This is a genomic window from Actinomadura violacea, from assembly GCF_017573465.1.
Classification (GTDB): domain Bacteria; phylum Actinomycetota; class Actinomycetes; order Streptosporangiales; family Streptosporangiaceae; genus Spirillospora; species Spirillospora violacea.
On the sequence record NZ_JAGEPF010000019.1, the window covers coordinates 16,538 to 34,790 of the forward strand.

An 18,253-nucleotide genomic window follows, 5' to 3' on the forward strand; every position below is an offset into this window, starting at 1 on the left:
GCGGCCAGGGGCCGTTCGTCCTCCAGGACGATTTCGCGCGGGACTCCGGCGGTGCCCGGCACAAAACCCGGGGCTCGCGCGTTCTCACAAGTGAATCGGGGAAAGAAAACTGGGGGTTGCCGGATGGCCTCGACGCGTTACGCCTCCGACCGGGGGCTGACGTCACGGATGCTCGTGACCATGTTCCTGCTGGGACTGGTCTACGTCGCCTTCGTGACGGCCTTTTTCGTGATCGTCCCGAAGTTCGGGGTGATCGCGCTCGTCATCGCGGTGGCGTTCCTGTTCGCGCAGTACTTCTTCTCCGACAAGCTGACGATGTTCGCCATGCACGGCCGGGTGGTCTCGCCGGACGAGGCGCCCGAGCTGCACGGCGTGATCGACCGGATCTGCGCGATGTCGGACGCCCCGAAGCCGCGCGTCGCCATCGCCGACACCGACGTGCCGAACGCGTTCGCGACGGGCCGCAACCAGAAGAAGGCGGTGGTCTGCGTGACCACCGGCCTGCTGCGCCGGCTCGACCCGGTGGAGCTGGAGGGCGTGCTCGCGCACGAGATGGCGCACGTCGCGCACAAGGACGTCGCGGTCATGACGATCGCCTCGTTCCTCGGCATCTGCGCCGGGCTGATCACCCGCTTCGGGCTGGAGTGGGGGCTGTGGGGCGGCTTCAACCGCCGCAGCAACGACCAGAACACCGGCCTGATCCTGCTGGCCGTGGTCGGGGTGAGCGCCCTGGCCTACGCGGTCAGCTTCCTGCTGACCCGGGCGCTGTCGCGCTACCGGGAGCTGTCGGCCGACCGGGCCGCGGCGCTGCTGACCGGCCGCCCGTCGGCGCTGGCGAGCGCGCTGACGAAGGTCACGGGGGAGATCGCCCGGATCCCGACCAACGACCTGCGCCAGGCGCAGGCGTTCAACGCCTTCTTCTTCACCCCGGCGTTCGGCAAGGGCTTCACGATCTCGCACCTGTTCTCGACGCACCCGCCGCTGGACAAGCGGCTCGCGCAGCTGCAGAAGATCTCCGACCAGCTCAGCAGGGGAGTCTGACCCGTGGGTTTCCTGGACACGCTGCTCGGCCGGTCCAAGCCGGTCAAGCCGGACCTCGACCAGCTCTTCGGGCTGTCGACGGCGGCGATCACGCTGGAGGCCGCGACGGGGTTCAAGCCGACCGGGCTCGGCTCGGTGTGCTTCCGGGCCGCCGAGGGCGGCGCGTTCGCGCGGCTGCAGGCCGACGTCCAGGAGCTGCTGGACGCCGACGAGGGGCCGAAGGTCGAGATCAGCACCGACTCCTACGGGTACACCTGGCTGCTGGCGACGCACCGGCCGCAGGAGCTGCCCGACCTGGTCACCGACCTTCACGCGGTGAACTCCACGCTGGAGTCGGGCGGGTTCGGCCCGCACCTGCTGTGCTCGCTCGCGGGCTTCCGCGGCCCGGACGGGCAGCGGCTCGCGCTCGTCTACCTGTACAAGCGCGGCACGTTCTACCCGTTCGCGCCGCTGCCGGGCGACAAGCGCGACAACGCGCTGGAGTTGCAGGTGCGCGGCGCGGTCGGCGCCGACCTGCCGTTCGAGGAGGACCTCGGCCGCTGGTTCCCGGTGTGGGGCGCCCCCGGCCTGTGACGGGCCGCTCCGGCGGGCACCGGCCCGCGATGCCCTGATCTACGGGCCGATGCGGGGGTATGTCACTGTCGAACGTCCGTCCACGGTCGGTTCATGCGGGAGGCGTAATGACCGGACGTCCCTGGGACCACGCCCGCCACTGCGCGGCGCTGGAGGCGGAGGTCGCGGCGTTCGCCGAGGCCGCCGCCGGCGCCGACCTGGAGGAGCCGGTACCGTCCTGCCCCGGCTGGACGGTCGCCGAACTGGTCCGCCATCTCGGCGCCATGCACCGGTGGGCGGGCGGCACCGTCCGGGTGGGCGCGCCGCGCCGGCTCAGCCTGCGCGAGCTCGGCGTGTCGTTCCCGGTGGTACCGGGCGACCACCTGCCGTGGTTCGGCGAGGGCGCGCAGCGGCTGCTGGAGATCCTGCGGGCGGCGGACCCGGACGCGCCGGTGTGGGCGTGGGGCCTCGACCAGCACGCCCGCTTCTGGTCGCGGCGGATGCTGTTCGAGACCGCCGTGCACCGCGCCGACCTGGAGATCGCCCGCGGCCGGACGCCCGCCCTCGCGCCGGAGCCGGCCGTCGAGGGGATGGACGAGCTGCTGGAGAACCTGGAGAGCGCCGCCGCGTTCGCGCCCAAGGTCGAGAACCTGCGCGGCGACGGCGAGGTGCTGGCGTTCGAGGCCGCCGACGCCGGCTCCCGCCGGGTGCTCCGGCTGCTCCCGGACCGCTTCGAGTGGACCCGCGAGGACGCCGCGGACGGCGGCGCCGCCGACGCGACCGTCCGCGGCGCCGCCTCCGACGTCTTCCTGTTCCTGTGGGGCCGCCGCAAGCTCGGCGACCCCGCCCTGGAGTTCACCGGCAACGACGACCTGCTCGTCCACTGGGTCGAGAACTCGGCGATCTGACCGGCGCAAGGCCTCAGCCATCGCGCGAGCGCGTTATCTGACCGGCGCGGCGACGCCGGAGGCGAGCCCCGCCGGGAAGCTCGCGAAGCGAGGTCGCGCTCGCCCAAGCCTGGTCAGGGGGCGAGCCGCCAGGCGAGCCCCCTGGGCCAGGGTTGTTAAGGCAGAGCGAGCATCTGGTCGAGGGCGGCGCGGGCGTTGCGGGCGGTGTCGGCGTCGACCGTGATGACGTTCTCCACCTCGCCGCGGACGAGCGACTCCAGCGTCCACACCAGGTGCGGCAGGTCGATGCGGTTCATCGTGGAGCAGTAGCAGACGGTCTTGTCGAGGAACATGACGTTCTTGTCCGGGTGGGCGTTCGCGAGGCGGCGGACGAGGTTCAGCTCGGTGCCGACCGCCCACGACGAGCCGGGCTCGGCCGCCTCGATCGCCTTGATGATGTACTCGGTGGAGCCGATCTGGTCGGCGGCGGTGACGACCTCGTGCCGGCACTCGGGGTGGACCAGGACGTTGACGCCGGGCACGCGCGCGCGCACGTCGTCCACCGACTCCTTGCTGAACCGGCCGTGCACCGAGCAGTGGCCGCGCCAGAGGATCATCTTGGCGTCGCGCAGCTGCCCGTGGGTGAGGCCGCCCTCGCGGCGGTGCGGGCTGTAGACGACGCAGTCGTCGAGCGAGAAGCCCATCTCCAGGACGGCGGTGTTGCGGCCGAGGTGCTGGTCGGGCAGGAACAGCACCTTCTTGCCCCTGGAGTACGCCCAGTCCAGGGCGCGCTTGGCGTTGGACGAGGTGCAGACCACGCCGCCGTGCCGGCCGACGAACCCCTTGATGTCGGCGGAGGAGTTCATGTAGGTGACCGGGACGACGTCGTCGGCGACGCCCGCGTCCTCCAGGACGTCCCAGCACTCCTCGACCTGGTCGAAGGTCGCCATGTCGGCCATGGAGCAGCCGGCGCCGAGGTCGGGGAGGATCACCTTCTGGTGCGGCGCGGTGAGGATGTCGGCGGACTCGGCCATGAAGTGGACGCCGCAGAACACGATGTAGGGCGCCTCGGGCCGCGCGGCGGCCTGCTGGGCGAGCTTGAACGAGTCGCCGGTGACGTCGGCGAACCGGATGACCTCGTCGCGCTGGTAGTGGTGGCCGAGGACGAACACCTGGTCGCCGAGGGCGGCCTTGGCGGCGCGGGCCCGTTCGACCAGCGCGGGGTCGGAGGCCGGCGGCAGCTCGCCGGGGCAGTCCACGCCGCGCTCGCTGGCCGGGTCGGCGCCCTCGCCCAGGAGCAGCAGCGGAAGGTCGCGCACTGGGGTGGTCACGGGAGTCTCCCTCCTGCGACGGGACTTATCGTCGCTTTGACGACTAATGATGGCACATCCGCGCCGCCCCGGCGGTGTGACGTAGGACGCACCGCCCCGGAGCGTTAAACACGGGCGATACGCGGAATGGCCTTGTCGCGAGGTACGTTGTCCTACGGGAAGAGGCGTAAGTCGTCCTCGAGGACAAGCGACAGTCCGCCGCACCGCGGCGCAGCGAGACCCGGGAGCTGAACACATGACGGTTTCAGGCGAGACCACGCAGGAGACCACGCAGCAGGGCGTCGTCCTCACCGACGCCGCCGCCGAGAAGGCCAAGGGCCTGCTCGAGCAGGAAGGCCGCGACGACCTTGCGCTGCGTGTCGCCGTGCAGCCGGGCGGCTGCTCCGGCCTGATCTACCAGCTCTTCTTCGACGAGCGGGAGATGGACGGCGACCAGGTCCAGGACTTCGACGGGCTGAACGTCCGCGTCGACCGGATGAGCGCGCCCTACCTGACCGGTGCCACGATCGACTTCGTCGACTCGATCGAGAAGCAGGGCTTCACGATCGACAACCCGAACGCGTCGGGCTCCTGCGCCTGCGGCGACTCCTTCAACTGACGGAGCACCGCCGGCGGGCGGACCGGGACCTTCCGGCCCCAGTGCCGGCGGAGGGGCGGCCGGACGAGCGTGTCCGGACCGCCCCTTTCGCATGCCCGCCCGCCCCGCCGGGATGCGCACCCGCCGCGCCGCGCGCCGCGATGGGAAGTAGTCTTTCCGGGTTGAAACAGCCGGTGACAAGCCGGACGACCGCGACGAGGAGAGCGACGCGTGCGCATCGCCGTGACCGGATCCATTGCGACCGACCATCTGATGACCTTCCCCGGAAGGTTCTCCGACCAGCTCCTGCCCGACCAGCTCGACCGGGTCTCGCTGTCCTTCCTGGTGGACGAGCTGGAGATCCGCCGCGGCGGGGTCGCCGCGAACATCTGCTTCGGGATGGGCGGCCTCGGCAAGGAGTCCATCCTCGTCGGCTCCGTCGGCGACGACTTCGCCGACTACCGCTCCTGGCTGGACCGGCACGGCGTCGACACCGCGTCGGTGCACGTCTCCGAACTGCACCACACCGCCCGGTTCCTGTGCACCACCGACCAGGACCAGAACCAGATCGCCTCGTTCTACACCGGCGCGATGAGCGAGGCCCGCTCCATCGAGCTCGGCCCGGTCGCCGAGCGCGTCGGCGGGCTCGACCTCGTGCTGATCAGCGCGAACGACCCCGAGGCGATGCTCCGGCACACCGACGAGTGCCGCTCGCGCGGCATCCCGTTCGCCGCCGACCCCTCCCAGCAGCTCGCCCGGATGGACGGCGCCGACGTGCGCCGCCTCCTCGACGGCGCCGCGTACCTGTTCAGCAACGAGTACGAGAAGGCGCTGTTCGAGGAGAAGACCGGCTGGTCCGGCGAGGAGGTGCTGTCGCGGGTCGGGATCCGCGTCACCACCCTCGGCGCCAAGGGCGCCGTCATCGACCGGCAGGGCGAGGAGGGCCTGCACGTGCCCTGCGTCCCCGTCGAGAAGGTCGTCGACCCGACCGGCGTCGGCGACGCGTTCCGCTCCGGCTTCCTGTCGGCGACCGCGTGGGGCCTGCCGCTGGAGCGCGCCGCGCAGGTCGGCAGCACCGTCGCGGCGTACGCGCTGGAGGCCGCGGGCCCGCAGGAGTACACGCTGTCGCGGCGGGCGTTCCTCGACCGGCTTTCCGCCGCGTACGGCGCCGCCGCCGGCGCGGACGTCGAGCCGCACCTGGCCTGCCCGAACCCGTGAGCACCGCACCGCGGGGGGCCGCGACTCGCGGCCCCCCGCGGTGGTTCGGCCTCAGTACGTCCGGCGGATGTGGAAGCCCCAGCCGCCCTGCGGGAGCGTCTCCTCGCGGACGAAGTCCTGCGACTTCATCCGGCACCAGGCCGGGACGTCGGTGCGCGCGGCGGCGTCGTCGGCCAGCACCGCGATGACCTCGCCGACCGGCACCTCGCGGATCCGGTCCGCCAGCATGATGATCGGGATCGGGCACTTGCGGCCCAGCGCGTCGATGACCAGCGCCGGGGGAGGGCCGGCCGGTTCGGCGGGGGGCGGCGCCGCCGGCGCCTCGGAGCCCCCGCTCCTGCCGCGGCCTCGGAACCTCATGGGCGCGACCGCCTCCCTTCCCCGCTCGTTCGTGCTCGACGCGACGCTCCGCCGCCGGGCCCGGTCACCGGTCCGGCGCCTTCAGCGCCGCACCGCGCAGCCGGGCCACGGTGCCGGGCAGGACGGAGAGGAACCGGTCGACGTCCGCGGAAGCGACGCCGCTCGGCAGCGACACCCGCACGTTCCCGTGCGTGAGCACTCCCATCGCCTCGAGCACATGGCTCGGTCGCAGCGTATCCGCCGTGCACGAGCTACCGGACGAAACGGCGAAACCCGCGCGGTCGAGTTCGGTCAGCAGCGCCTCGCCCTCCACGTACAGGCAGGAGAACGTGACGATGTGCGGCAGCCGGCGGACCGGGTCGCCCGCGATCTCCACGTCCGGCACGTCCGCCGCGACGCGGGCGCGGATCCGGTCGACCAGCGCGGCGAGCCGCGGGCCCTCCTCCGCCATGTCCGCGCGGAACGCCTCCAGCGCGGCGGCCGCCGCGACGGCCGCCGGGACGTTCTCGAAGCCGGGGACGCGGCGCGCCTCCCGCTCGTCGGCGGGCAGCGGGGAGCGCCACCGGGTGCCCTTGCGGACCACGAGGACCCCGACGCCCGCCGGCCCGCCCCACTTGTGCGCGCTGCCGGCCAGCAGCGACCAGCCGTCCGGCACGTCCGCCCGGCCCAGCGACTGCGCGGCGTCGACGAACAGCGGCACGCCCGCGGCGCGGCACGCCTCGCCGGCCTCCGCGACCGGCTGCACCGTCCCCACCTCGTGGTTGGCCGACTGCAGGCACGCCAGCGCGGTGTCCGGACGCAGCGCCGCGGCGAACTCCGCCGGGTCGACGCGCCCGGCCCGGTCGACGCCGACGACCGCGACCTCGCCGCCGTCCGCCTCGTGCAGCTCGGCCGCGTGCAGCACGCTGGAGTGCTCGACCGCGCTCACCACCAGGTGGCGCCCGGCCCGCCGGCGCGCCTGGAGCCCCCCGAGGACCGCCAGGTGCACCGCCTGGGTGCCCGACGACGTGAACGACACCTCGTCCGGGCGGGCGCCCAGGACGCCCGCGACGCGCGCGCGGGCCCGGTCCAGCAGCATGCGGGTGGCCCGCGCCCGCCCGTACAGCCTGGCGGGGTCGGCCCAGCCCGCGTCCAGCGCCTCCAGCAGCGCCGCACGCGCCGCGGCGTGCGGCGGCTCGGTCGAGGCTGCGTCGAGGTACCCGTCCGGCGCGCTGGAGTCGGCCACGCCAGAACACTAACCGGGCACCCGATCGGGGGTTCGCGCGACCCTAGCGCTAGTGTGTCCACCACACGTGTAACAACTGATCTCACCGCCCGGGTCGACCGGGCTTTCATCCGTGGGGAAGGCATTCCGTGAGTCCGACCCGCTCTGGGGAGCGGCGTACGCCTGTGCGCAGTCGCCGCGCAATCAAAAGCGCCGGCGCGCTAGGGCTGCTGGCGCTGTCCGCAACCGCGTGCAGCGGCGAGGCATCCCGCCTGGGCATGCCCGAGCCGATCGGCCCGCAGGCCGAGCGCATGCTGAAGCTCTGGCAGGGTTCCTGGATCGCGGCGTTCGCCGTCGGGGCCGTCGTCTGGGGCCTGATCATCTGGGCGGTGCTGTTCCACCGCAAGCGCTCCGACGACCTGCCGCCGCAGGTCCGCTACAACATGCCGATCGAGATCCTCTACACGGCGGTCCCGTTCGTCATCATCGCGGTCCTGTTCTACTTCACGGCACGCGACGAGAACTTCGTCGAGAAGACCACCAAGAACCCTCCGGTGGTCGTCGACGTCACCGCGTTCCAGTGGAGCTGGCAGTTCGACTACAAGGAGAAGGACGCCACCGGCAAGGAGCAGACCGTCGCGACGGTCGTGGGCCAGCCGGTCAACCCGAACGCCTCCACCGGTGCCAAGCCCGTGATGGTCATCCCGTCCGGTGAGCACGTGCGGGTGCGCCTGCACTCCAACGACGTCATCCACTCGTTCTGGGTCCCGGCGCTCCTGTACAAGAAGGACGTCATGCCGGGCTACGACAACGAGTTCGAGTTCGAGGCGACCAAGCTGGGCACCTATGAGGGCCGCTGCGCCGAGCTCTGCGGCGTCGACCACAGCCGGATGCTGTTCCAGCTGAAGGTCGTGTCCCCGGCCCAGTACCAGAAGTTCATCGCCGATTCGAAGGCCGCCCTGGCCACGGGGGGTGCCAAGTGACCACGCTCAGCGACGCACCGAGCGTGCCGATCGCCGCGTCGCGGACGAGCAAGGGGCGCATCATCGCCTCCTGGATGTCGTCCACCGACCACAAGGTGATCGGCTACCTGTACCTCATCACCTCGTTCGTGATGTTCCTGTTCGGCGGCATCCTCGCGCTCGTCATCCGCGCGGAGCTGTTCAAGCCGGGCCTGCAGGTCGTCAGCAACGAGCAGTACAACCAGATGTTCACCATGCACGGCACGATCATGCTGCTGATGTTCGCGACGCCGCTGTTCGCGGGCTTCACCAACGTGATCATGCCGCTGCAGATCGGCGCGCCGGACGTGGCGTTCCCGCGGATGAACATGCTGGCGTACTGGCTGTTCCTGTTCGGCAGCCTCATCGTCATCGCGGGCTTCCTGACCCCGGGCGGCGCGGCCAGCTTCGGCTGGTTCGCCTACGCCCCGCTGTCGGACGCGGTCCGCTCGCCGGGCGTCGGCGGCGACATGTGGGTGATGGGCCTGGCCATGTCGGGCTTCGGCACCATCATGGGCGCGGTCAACTTCATCACCACGATCCTGTGCATGCGCGCCCCCGGCATGACGATGTTCCGGATGCCGATCTTCACCTGGAACGTCCTGCTGACCTCCATCCTGGTCCTGCTCGCGTTCCCGGTCCTCGCCGCGGCGCTGCTGGCCCTGGAGGCCGACCGCAAGCTCGGCGCGCACGTCTTCGACGCCTCGCACGGCGGCGCACTGCTCTGGCAGCACCTGTTCTGGTTCTTCGGGCATCCGGAGGTCTACATCATCGCGTTGCCCTTCTTCGGCATCGTGACGGAGATCCTGCCGGTGTTCGCCCGCAAGCCCGTCTTCGGCTACATCGGCCTGGTCTTCGCGACCATCAGCATCGCCGGCCTGTCGGTCACCGTGTGGGCGCACCACATGTTCGTCACCGGCCAGGTGCTGCTGCCGTTCTTCTCCTTCATGACGTTCCTCATCGCCGTGCCCACGGGGGTGAAGTTCTTCAACTGGGTCGGGACGATCTGGCGAGGACAGCTGACGTTCGAGTCGCCGATGCTGTGGTCGCTCGGCTTCCTGGTGACGTTCCTGTTCGGCGGCCTGACCGGCGTCATCCTCGCCTCGCCGCCGATGGACTTCCAGCTGTCGGACTCCTACTTCGTCGTCGCGCACTTCCACTACGTCGTGTTCGGCACCGTGGTGTTCGCGATGTTCGCCGGCTTCTACTTCTGGTGGCCGAAGTGGACCGGCAAGATGCTGAACGACCGCCTCGGCAAGGTGCACTTCTGGCTGCTGTTCATCGGCTTCCACGGCACCTTCCTCATCCAGCACTGGCTGGGCGCCGAGGGCATGCCGCGCCGGTACGCCGACTACCCCAAGGAGTTCGAGGGGCTGAACCAGGTCTCGTCGATCTTCGCCTTCATCCTGGGCGCGTCGATGCTGCCGTTCTTCTACAACGTCTACATCACGTGGAAGAAGGGCAAGCGCGTCGAGGTCGACGACCCGTGGGGCTACGGCTCGTCGCTGGAGTGGGCCACCTCGTGCCCGCCGCCGCGGCACAACTTCAACTCGATCCCGAAGATCCGTTCCGAGCGGCCGGCGTTCGACCTGCACCACCCGCACGTGGGGGCGAAGGGCGAACTCGCCGGGACGAAGGAGTAACCGATGCGCGTCCAGGCGTTCATGTTCTACGGTTGCGCGGTCTTCTTCCTCGCCACCGACATCGTCTACTGGCTCTGGTCGGGTGACTGGACCGGCACGACGGCGCTCGCCCTCGCGATCGGCCTCGCGGGCCTGATCGGGTTCTACATCCACTTCACCGTCCGGCGCCTCGAGCGGGCCAACGCGGGCCCGCTGTACGAGGACGACCCGGAGGGCAACATCGCCGACGCGGCCGGCGAGCTGGGCTTCTTCAGCCCGCACAGCTGGTGGCCGCTGTTCGTCGGCCTGTCGGCCGCGGCCGTCGCCCTCGGCATCGTGTTCGGCTGGTGGCTGGTGATCCTCGGCGCGTGCGCCGCCATCATGTCCTGCATCGGACTGGTGTTCGAGTACTACCGGGGTCATTTCGCCCACTGATCAGTAAAAGAACCCCAAGAGGGGCGGTATCCGCATTTTCGCGGGTACCGCCCCTTTCACATACTGGACGTCGTCCCAGCAAATAGGGCTGGCCAGGCGAATCGCTCGTCCAGGTGGGAAACGACCGGGGGGTCCACAGTGCGGGTGGGTGACTCAGGACCGAGGTACCGGGGAAGGCGCGCCGCCGCCGTGCTCGCTGGCGCGGGCATGGTGGCGGGCGTCGCGGCATGCTCCGGGGAGCAGGCGCTGGACGGGCGGGACGCGGTGCGGCTCGCCGTGTCGCCCGGCGGCGGCGCGGCACTGCCGCCCGACAGCCCGATCGACGTGCGGGCGCAGACCGGCAGGATCGCGAACGTGACGGTGTCGACGGCCAAGGGCGAGGCCGTCGAAGGCGACCTGAACGCCGACCGCACCCAGTGGCGGTCGCGCTGGTCGCTCACGCCGGGCCAGTCCTACACCGTCGACGCGACGGCCATCGGCAAGGACGGCAAGACGCGCACCGTCCGCAGCGGCTTCACCGTCGCGACCGTGCAGAAACGGTTCGGGGTGAACGTCGAGGCGCCCTACAACAAGGAGACCGTCGGCGTCGGCATCCCGATCATCATGCACTTCGACCGGCCCGTGCAGGACCGGGCGTCGGTCGAGAAGGCGCTGGAGGTGCGCTCCGACAAGCCCGTCGAGGGCGCCTGGCACTGGTTCGGCAATCAGGAGGTCGTGTTCCGGCCCAAGGAGTACTGGCCGGCGCACACCAGGGCCTCGTTCATCGCCCACCTCAGCGGCGTCAACAACGGCAAGGGCATGTACGGCGGCAAGGACTACGCCGTGAACTTCACCGTCGGCGACTCCCACGTCTCCACGGCGGGCGAGGACAACCACAAGATGGTCGTGAAGATCAACGGGAAGAAGGCCCGGACGATCCCGACCAGCATGGGCCGCGGCGGCGAGGAGAAGTACACCACGACCGACGGCGTCCACCTCACCATGCAGAAGGACGACCCCGTCACCATGACGTCCGACTGGGAGGGCTGCGGCCAGGGCTGCGCCGGCTACTACAGCCTCACCGTCTACAAGGCCGTGAAGATCTCCGACAGCGGCGAATACGTGCACAGCGCCCCGTGGTCGGTGGGCGACCAGGGCCACGACAACGTCAGCCACGGCTGCATCAACGTCAGCCCGTCCGACGCCAAGTGGTTCTACAACCTGGCGCAGCGCGGCGACGTCGTCACCGTCACCGGCACCAGCCGCAAACTGGACCCGCAGAACGGCTGGGGCTTCTGGCAGATGGGCTGGAGCGACTGGGTCAAGGGCAGCGCCCTGCAGCGCTCCGTCTCCACGGCGCCGCACATGGACGCCGCGACCCTGTCCGCCCAATCCGGCAACGGCGCCGTCCAGAAACCCCGCGCCAGCCATAACTGAGTTTGTCCAGGGGGGCGACCCCCTGGAACCCCCGTTACGGTGTTGGTCCAGGGGGACGACCCCCTGGAACCCCCGTTGCGACGGACGAGGCGTTTCCCGCTCCGCTAGCGCTCCGCGGGAAACGCCTCGTCCGTCGTCGGGCAGGCCCGCTGCGCTCGCTGGCGCTCGCTCCGCGTGCCTGCCCGTGGGCTGTGTTTTCCCAGGGGGCGACCCCCTGGAACCCCCGTCACGACCGACAGGCTGTTTCGCCGCTCCGCTAGCGCTCCGCGGCGAAACAGCCTGTCGGTCGTCGGGCAGGCCCGCTGCGCTCGCTGGCGCTCGCTCCGCGTGCCTGCCCGTGAACGGTGGCTGAGCTTCAATCTTCCGGCGCTGAGGTTCGGGCTGTGGGGCATGCTCGCCAGCGCTCGCTCTAAATGTCCGCCTACGGCGGCTGGCGGCTGGGCTTCAAGCCGTCGGGGCCGGGGGCGTTCTGGCTTGGGTTAGTGGAGCGGGGGTGGGATGGGGGCGTGGCGCATCTTGGACCAGGTGCGGGCCATGGCTATGCGGTCGGGGCCGGAAGGGTGGGTCATCCAGAGCAGGTACTCGGCCCAGTTCGGGTTCGGGTCGTCGATGTTGCGGACCGACAGCTCGTGCTGCATCGCCACGAAGGTCTTCGGGTCGCGGGTGAGGTCGAGGGCGTGCGCGTCGGCGCGGGCCTCGATGCGGCGGCTGACGAGGTTCTGGACAGGGGCGGCGAGCTGCGTTCCGGCGGCGACGAGAGCGAGGACCAGTGCGATGGAGCGGGGGTCGGCGGGGCCGGTGCTCCGGGCGGCGGGGACGTGCGGGGCGACGCCGGCGCGGCGCAGCAGGCGCGGGGACGTCGTCAGCAGGTAGAGCAGGCACAGCCCGCCCGCGACGCCGAGCGCGCCGACGAGGGTGCCCCACAGCACGTCGTCGCGCTTGGCGTGGCCGAGCTCGTGGCCGACGATCGACTCGATCTGGGGGCGCGGCGACTTCAGCAGCGTGTCGTACAGGACGATGCGCCGCGTCGAGCCGAACCCGGACACGTAGGCGTTCAGCGACGTCGTCCGGCGGGACGCGTCGGCGACGAGGACGTCCTTGACGGGGACGCCGTCGCGTTTCGCCATGGCGAGCAGGTCGGTGCGCAGCTGCCCGGCGGGCAGCGAGTGGAACTTGTTGAACACCGGCTCGACGGCGATCGGGTAGATGAACGAGACGGCGACGACGAGCACGAACCCGCCTGCGGCGGCGCCCGTCCACCAGTAGCGGGGGAAGCGGCGGACGATCGCGTAGAGCAGGAGCAGCGCGACCGTGTACATGACCCAGGTGACGCCGAGGGACTTGAGCTGGTCGACGGCCCACGCGGGCCAGGCCTGCGTGGACAGGCCGTAGTGGCGCAGGACCGCCTCGCTCCAGATGTCGAACGGCAGGCCGATGACGCGCAGCAGCGTGGTGAGCGCGACGGCGGCGGCGATGACGCGCAGCGGGCGGCGGCGGACGCGCGCGGTCGTCCAGCCGATGAACCGGGACCCGAGGGGCGTGAAGCCGAGGACGAGGATCACGGCGAGGCCGACGAGGAGCCCGGAGTAGGCGGGCGGGTTGATGGCGCCGTCGAACGCTTTGGCGCGGGCGATCTCGTGCGGGGTGAAGTCGAGGGACGGGTCGGCCTGCACGTGCCCGCCGGGGACGTGGCCGGGCAGCGGGTTCCACGGGGTGGTGAGGCCGAGGACGGCGGCGACGCCGGCGAACAGCAGCACGGCGGTGAGGGCGGCGGCGCGGCGGGCTCCCCGCATCGGCGGGCCGCCGTCCGCGGGCGCGCCGGGCGCGGCGGCCGGGCGGCCGGGGGGTTCGGCGACCGACGGCTCGCCGCCGTCTCCCTCGCTCATGTGAGCTCCTTCTTCAGGTAGTCGCGCCACTGCGCGACGAAGCGGTCCCGGGTGAGGCCGAGCACGGAGCGCAGCGCGGCGGCCTCGGGGGAGCGCCCGGCGGCCCGGTACAGCCGGACGAGCGTCGCCTCACCGTACCGGCCGGCGACCATCCGGCAGGCGAGCCAGGCCTCCTGGTAGGCCTGCGAGAGGTGGTCGGAGGAGCCGGCGAAGTCGGCGGCGGCGGGCAGCGCGGACGGCACCCGGCCCGCCTTCACCTCGCGGCGCAGCTCGCTGGCGGCGGACTTCACGCTCACCTTCGCGTGCTTGTAGCCGACGTAGTCGGCGAAGCCCTCGATGAGCCACAGCGGGGTGGTGCGGTCGGTGGCGCCGCCGGTCGCGACGTGGGTCAGCTCGTGGGTGAGCACGACGGTGCGGCCGAGCGCGTTGAGCCGGCCGAAGGTGCCGGGGGAGACGATGACGCGGTCCTCGCCGCGGCCGCCGCCCGCGGACGGCGCGACGGTGGCGAGCGCGGCGATCTGGCCGAGGCTCTCGTCGGGCCCGGCGAGCGCGGCGGCGAGCCGCTCGTCGGCGGGCACGAGCGCGACGGCCCGCTGCGCCCAGTTCTTCCCGACGACGCCGGTGACGACCGGGACGGCCACGTCGAGGTGCTTCGCGATGCCCTGCAGCCCGCCGCCGTCGCCGATGACGAGGCTGGAGCGGCCGCGGACGACGGTCAGCGGCCCGGCGTCCCAGATCTCCGCGTCGTCGCGCCGGCCGAGTGCGGAGCCGTCGCCGACGATCGTCCAGGCCCCGGAGCGGGGCGCGAAGGCGAGGTGGCGGGTGCGGGCGACGTCGCCGCGGTCGAAGCCGCGCAGCCGGTACCGGGTCTCGACGCGGACGACGGCGGCGCCGCCTTCGGCGTTCGCCGACTCGGTGCCGGCGAAGCGCTCCGTCCAGCCGTCGAGCGGGAGCCTGCGGAGGTTGTCGTAGAGCCGGGCCTGGGCGTCCTGGAAGGCGGCGGGCGCGGAGGAGACGGTGGCGAGGAACGCGGTCCGGTCGCCGCCGGCGACGGCGCGCGACCGGTTCGCCAGGACGTCCCGCGCGGTCTGCGGGTCGAACGGCGCGGTGGGGCGGGCGGTGCGGGCGGCGGCCCGGGAGCCGCCGGACCGCGCGCCGAGGACGCCGGCGCCGCCGGCGGCGAGCAGTGCCGCGCCGCCGGCGCCCAGGGCGAGCATCCTGCGCCGCGACACGGCCCCGGAGCGCGGCGACGGCTCGTCCGCGGGGACGGGTACGCCCCGCCGGGGGCCGGGGGACCGGGGTCCCTCGTCGTCGGCGGGGCCGTCCTGCGGCGGGCCGTCCTCCATGCGCGCGATCCTATTGAGCATTCCGGTGGGGCCGTGCCATCGCGGCCGTGTCGCCGGCCCGTGTCACGAGGCGTAGTCGGGGTAGCCGTAGCCGACCACGGTGTCGGTCGAACGCTCCTTGACCTGGACGGAGTTCCCGGTGTTGCCCTCGACGGTCTGGATGGTGCCGTCGCCGTTGTCCTTGATGACCATGCCGACGTGCTGGATGTCGTCGCTGGACTTGCCGCCGCTCCAGGAGAAGAAGACGATCGCGCCGGGCTTCGGGGTGTCGCCCCAGCGGCCGTTGTCCTGGAACCACTGGGCGTGCGCGACGGTCCAGGCATCGGCGCCTATCTGGTCGGTGAAGCCGAGCTTGTCGCCGATCCAGGAGATGAACATGTCGCACCATTCGGCGTCGCTGTACTCCTGGACGGAGCCGCCGTCGCGGGCGACGGTCTCCTTGGCGCGCGAGGTGGTCTCGTACCAGTCGCCGAACTTGGTGTCGCCGTTGCCGTCGGGGCTCTCGCCGATCTGGGAGCGGGCGAGGTCGATGGCGGCCGCGGCGGTGGGCTTGGCGGGCTTGGAACGTTCCTTCGGGGCGGCCTCGGGCGCCGCGGCCTTCGGCGCGCTCTTCGCGGCCTGCCGGGGCACCGCCGCCTTGGCGGGCGTCCGGTCCTGGGCCGCCTTGCGCTGCTGCGGCGCCTTGGCGATGGCCAGGTCGGCCGCCGCGGCCGGCTTGGCGGGCGAGGGCCCGCCGAAGGGCAGGACCGACGCCTGCGCGGTGACCACGGCGGCGCCGAGGACGGCGGCGCCGACGAGCACGCCGCCGGTGGTGCGCCGGGCGATGGTGCGGCCGTTCTTGCGGTGCCGGCCGCTCGCCGGCGTCTCGCCGCCGGCGTCCGGTGCCGATTTGGCGGCGGGTGCCCCGGGGAGGACCTGGGCGGTGATCACCCTGGTCGCAGGGTTCGCCTTGGGGGCGTGGCCCGCCTTCTCGGCGGGGGCCGCGTGGTGCGCGGGGGTCCTTCTGACGGGGGTGATGGGAGTCGTGTCGCTGGTGGGGGCTGCCTTGCGGTGCTTGCCTGCCACGGGGGGATCTCCTTGGCTTCCATAGCGCCTACCGGGTTAGCTGACGGGTTCGGGCGTGGAAGCCGCCCTACGGCCTGCGGGCAGGCCGATTCACCCCGACGGGACATGGGTGGGTCCCCGGCTCCGTCGCCGGCCCAGCGGGCACGGCACGGACTCGGCGGTGGCGCGCCCGGGGGCGGGCGCGCCGGTTCGGTTTGGGGGCCTCTCGGGAGGGGGCGCCGCTGGGGCGCCCGCGGAGAGGGGAAAAGAGGGGGTCGGGCGCGGCCGTGCGCTCGGCGGACGGCCGCGCCCGGAGAGATTGATGCCGTTTCGGCTAGGAGGCCCGTATGGGCCCGTCATCCGGCCGCGGCGGGGCGTTCTGCAGAGGGTAGCTGGACAGGGTTCACTCCTTCTTCCAGACGCCTACCGGGTTAGCTGTCGGGTTCGGGCGTGGAAGTGGCCCTACGGCGGCTCCGCCCGGTCGTGCCGGAAGAGTCGCGCCGATTCACCCCGGTACCGGCCATGCGCGCCCGGACGTGGTCCGGACTCCGGTGAAGGTGGGTCCCCGGCTCCGCGACGTGCGCGGACTCGGCGCTGCCGCTGCGATCCTGAGGGCTTCATGGGGCCCGTGCGCGGGACCCTTTGTCCCGCGTGCGAAAGAGCGGCGCTGATGTTGTGATGGCGGCGGCCCCTTGTCCGGGGGACCGCCCGGGGCCGGAGCCCTTCTGGTCCAACGCGGCGCGCTCTCAGCGCCATGCACGCTGTCGGCGTGCGCACGGTGGGCCGGGCCGGCCGGGTCTCGCAGGAGACCGCTGCGGCACGCTCTCCCGGTGCCGCGGGGCGACGCGTGGATCGTGCCGCCCTGGGGGACGGCGCGTGGGGCGTGCCGTCCGGTCCGCGGCCACTGGAGCGGGCCGCGGGGGCCGCGGCGCCTGGAGGGCGTCGCGTGACCCAGGCGCCTGGAGGGCGCCGTGAGTGGTGACAAGGTACCAAAGCCCCAACAGAAGGCAAACCCCCCCAAAATCAACAACGGACCAGGTCAGCCCTGGTCCGTTGTCGGTGGAAGGAGCGAACGGGCCCGCGTGCGGGCCCGTTCAGAAGATCGTCAGGGGCGTCCCGCGCCGTAGAAGTTCGACGTGTAGTAGCCCGACAGGGGGCTGATCTTCACGACGTCGCCGGTGTGCGGGGCGTGGATGAACTTGCCGCCGCCGACGTACATGCCGACGTGCGACAGGCCGCTGAAGAAGACCAGGTCGCCGGGCTGCAGGTCGCTCTGCGAGACGTGCTTCACCGCGGCCCACTGGGAGTTGGTGGTGCGGGTGATGTTGACCCCCGCCGCCTCCCAGGCCCGCATCGTCAGGCCGGAGCAGTCGTAGGAGCCCGGGCCGGTCGCGCCGTAGGAGTACGGCTTGCCGAGCTGGGCGTAGGCGAAGTCGAGCGCCTTCTTGGCCGAGCCGCTGGCCGGGCCGTTGTAGGTGCCGCCGACGCCGCCGCCACCGCCCGTGCCGCCGCCGGAGGAGCCGCCGCCGGTCTGCTGGACCAGCTTCTTCTGCTGCCGGACCTGCTTGTCCAGGTCCTTCTTGGCCTTGGCGATCTCGTCGTGCTTGGTCTTGACGTCGTCGTAGGCGCTCTGCGCCTGGGCCTGCTCGCGGCGCAGCCGCTGCGCGGTGGCCAGGAACTGGGTGAGCTGGGTGCTGCGCTGCTCCGACAGCTGCGTGAAGACCGCCGCCTGGTCCAGGACGGCCTGCGGGTCGCCGCTGCCGACGAACCCGGTGACGTCCGTGGAGTCGCCGTTCTTGTAGGCGTCCGCCGCCATCTGCGCGATCGCCGAGCGCTGCTTGTCGAAGGACGCCTGCTCCTGCGCGGCGGACTTCTTGGCCGCGGCGAGCTTCTTCTTGGCGATCTTCAGCTTCTCGTTGTTCTGGTTGTACTGCTCGACCTTCTTGTCCATCAGCTCGTTGAGCTGGTCGAGCTTCTTCTGCGCCTGGGCGTGCGTGGGCTTCGGCTTGGCCTGCGCCGCCACGGGCGGAAGCGCGAAGGATGCGGTCGCCGCCAGGCACGCGGCGACCGCCAGGCGGGTGACCCCTCTCCCCGTCGAGCCGGCTCTCCGGTCGCGCGAGCGCGCTGGTTCCCCGATGAGATCGTTGGTCACGGTCCGATTCGCCCCTCTCGTCCACTACGTCAGCGGACGACATTAGCGATGGGCCACAACCGTCACAACTAATTCGTCACTATCTGATTGACTTCCGCCTATTTTGCCCACATTCCGTGATGGCAAGATCACGGAGCGCACGATCAAGCAGGACAATGGTGGAGAATCTCACTCGATGTCG

Annotated in this window: 16 protein-coding genes and 2 riboswitches; of the genes, 9 read left to right on the forward strand and 7 right to left on the reverse strand. The window is 71.7% G+C overall.

Features of this window, described 5'->3' with window-relative positions:
* The first annotated feature begins 123 nt into the window (after nt 1-123).
* The 3 genes from htpX to J4709_RS29870 all read left to right on the forward strand — a co-directional run bounded on the left by htpX (nt 124) and on the right by J4709_RS29870 (nt 2,501).
* Nucleotides 124-1,041: a zinc metalloprotease HtpX gene (htpX, locus tag J4709_RS29860; RefSeq protein WP_208245380.1), complete on the forward strand. Its 918-nt coding sequence runs from the start codon at nt 124-126 to the stop codon at nt 1,039-1,041.
* Between the two features lie 3 nt (nt 1,042-1,044).
* A complete protein-coding gene (pspAB, locus tag J4709_RS29865; RefSeq protein ID WP_208245382.1) occupies nt 1,045-1,614 on the forward strand; it encodes a PspA-associated protein PspAB in 570 nt (189 codons plus the stop codon).
* Nucleotides 1,615-1,721: 107 nt separating this feature from the next.
* Nucleotides 1,722-2,501 (forward strand): maleylpyruvate isomerase family mycothiol-dependent enzyme, encoded by a 780-nt coding sequence (locus tag J4709_RS29870; RefSeq protein WP_208245384.1) that lies wholly within the window; start codon nt 1,722-1,724, stop codon nt 2,499-2,501.
* Between the two features lie 155 nt (nt 2,502-2,656).
* Here J4709_RS29870 and nadA read toward each other — a convergent pair whose 3' ends face one another.
* Complete coding sequence (nadA, locus tag J4709_RS29875; protein ID WP_208245386.1) at nt 2,657-3,811, reverse strand: quinolinate synthase NadA; 1,155 nt, start codon at nt 3,809-3,811, stop codon at nt 2,657-2,659.
* Nucleotides 3,812-4,046: 235 nt separating this feature from the next.
* On the opposite strand from nadA, the gene J4709_RS29880 reads away from it, so the two are divergent.
* Complete coding sequence (locus J4709_RS29880) at nt 4,047-4,409, forward strand: HesB/IscA family protein (protein ID WP_176196255.1); 363 nt, start codon at nt 4,047-4,049, stop codon at nt 4,407-4,409.
* A gap of 210 nt (nt 4,410-4,619) precedes the next feature.
* Complete coding sequence (locus tag J4709_RS29885; protein WP_208245388.1) at nt 4,620-5,606, forward strand: carbohydrate kinase family protein; 987 nt, start codon at nt 4,620-4,622, stop codon at nt 5,604-5,606.
* A 51-nt stretch (nt 5,607-5,657) separates the two neighbouring features.
* On the opposite strand, the gene J4709_RS29890 is transcribed toward J4709_RS29885, so the two are convergent.
* Both J4709_RS29890 and J4709_RS29895 read right to left on the reverse strand, forming a co-directional pair.
* Entirely contained in the window at nt 5,658-5,966 is a 309-nt protein-coding gene (locus tag J4709_RS29890) for a sulfurtransferase TusA family protein (RefSeq protein ID WP_208245390.1), read from the reverse strand.
* Between the two features lie 64 nt (nt 5,967-6,030).
* Entirely contained in the window at nt 6,031-7,191 is a 1,161-nt protein-coding gene (locus J4709_RS29895) for a cysteine desulfurase family protein (RefSeq protein ID WP_208245392.1), read from the reverse strand.
* Between the two features lie 164 nt (nt 7,192-7,355).
* Here J4709_RS29895 and ctaC point away from each other — a divergent pair, with 164 nt between their 5' ends.
* From ctaC to J4709_RS29915, 4 genes are all read left to right on the forward strand, one after another.
* Nucleotides 7,356-8,153 (forward strand): aa3-type cytochrome oxidase subunit II, encoded by a 798-nt coding sequence (gene ctaC / locus J4709_RS29900; protein ID WP_208245393.1) that lies wholly within the window; start codon nt 7,356-7,358, stop codon nt 8,151-8,153.
* Entirely contained in the window at nt 8,150-9,814 is a 1,665-nt protein-coding gene (ctaD, locus tag J4709_RS29905) for an aa3-type cytochrome oxidase subunit I (RefSeq protein WP_208245395.1), read from the forward strand. The genes ctaC and ctaD overlap by 4 nt, the downstream gene beginning before the upstream one ends.
* A 3-nt stretch (nt 9,815-9,817) precedes the next feature.
* The gene (locus tag J4709_RS29910) at nt 9,818-10,228 is read left to right on the forward strand and encodes a cytochrome c oxidase subunit 4 (RefSeq protein ID WP_173099892.1); all 411 of its coding nucleotides are present in this window, start codon (nt 9,818-9,820) and stop codon (nt 10,226-10,228) included.
* Between the two features lie 189 nt (nt 10,229-10,417).
* A complete protein-coding gene (locus J4709_RS29915) occupies nt 10,418-11,644 on the forward strand; it encodes a L,D-transpeptidase (protein WP_307801648.1) in 1,227 nt (408 codons plus the stop codon).
* A gap of 479 nt (nt 11,645-12,123) precedes the next feature.
* Here J4709_RS29915 and J4709_RS29920 read toward each other — a convergent pair whose 3' ends face one another.
* The 4 genes from J4709_RS29920 to J4709_RS29935 form a co-directional block, all read right to left on the reverse strand.
* The gene (locus J4709_RS29920) at nt 12,124-13,530 is read right to left on the reverse strand and encodes a M48 family metallopeptidase (RefSeq protein ID WP_232384222.1); all 1,407 of its coding nucleotides are present in this window, start codon (nt 13,528-13,530) and stop codon (nt 12,124-12,126) included.
* On the reverse strand, nt 13,527-14,876 hold the full coding sequence (locus J4709_RS29925) for a basic secretory family protein (RefSeq protein ID WP_232384223.1): 1,350 nt from the start codon (nt 14,874-14,876) through the stop codon (nt 13,527-13,529). Before J4709_RS29925 ends, J4709_RS29920 begins: the two co-directional genes overlap by 4 nt.
* Nucleotides 14,877-14,939: 63 nt before the next feature.
* A complete protein-coding gene (locus J4709_RS55825) occupies nt 14,940-15,941 on the reverse strand; it encodes a CHAP domain-containing protein (protein ID WP_307801649.1) in 1,002 nt (333 codons plus the stop codon).
* An 11-nt stretch (nt 15,942-15,952) separates the two neighbouring features.
* Nucleotides 15,953-16,091, reverse strand: a riboswitch (cyclic di-AMP (ydaO/yuaA leader).
* A 234-nt stretch (nt 16,092-16,325) separates the two neighbouring features.
* A riboswitch (cyclic di-AMP (ydaO/yuaA leader) is annotated at nt 16,326-16,524 on the reverse strand.
* Nucleotides 16,525-17,025: 501 nt separating this feature from the next.
* Entirely contained in the window at nt 17,026-18,072 is a 1,047-nt protein-coding gene (locus tag J4709_RS29935) for a C40 family peptidase (RefSeq protein WP_307801650.1), read from the reverse strand.
* Nucleotides 18,073-18,253 lie beyond the last annotated feature (181 nt).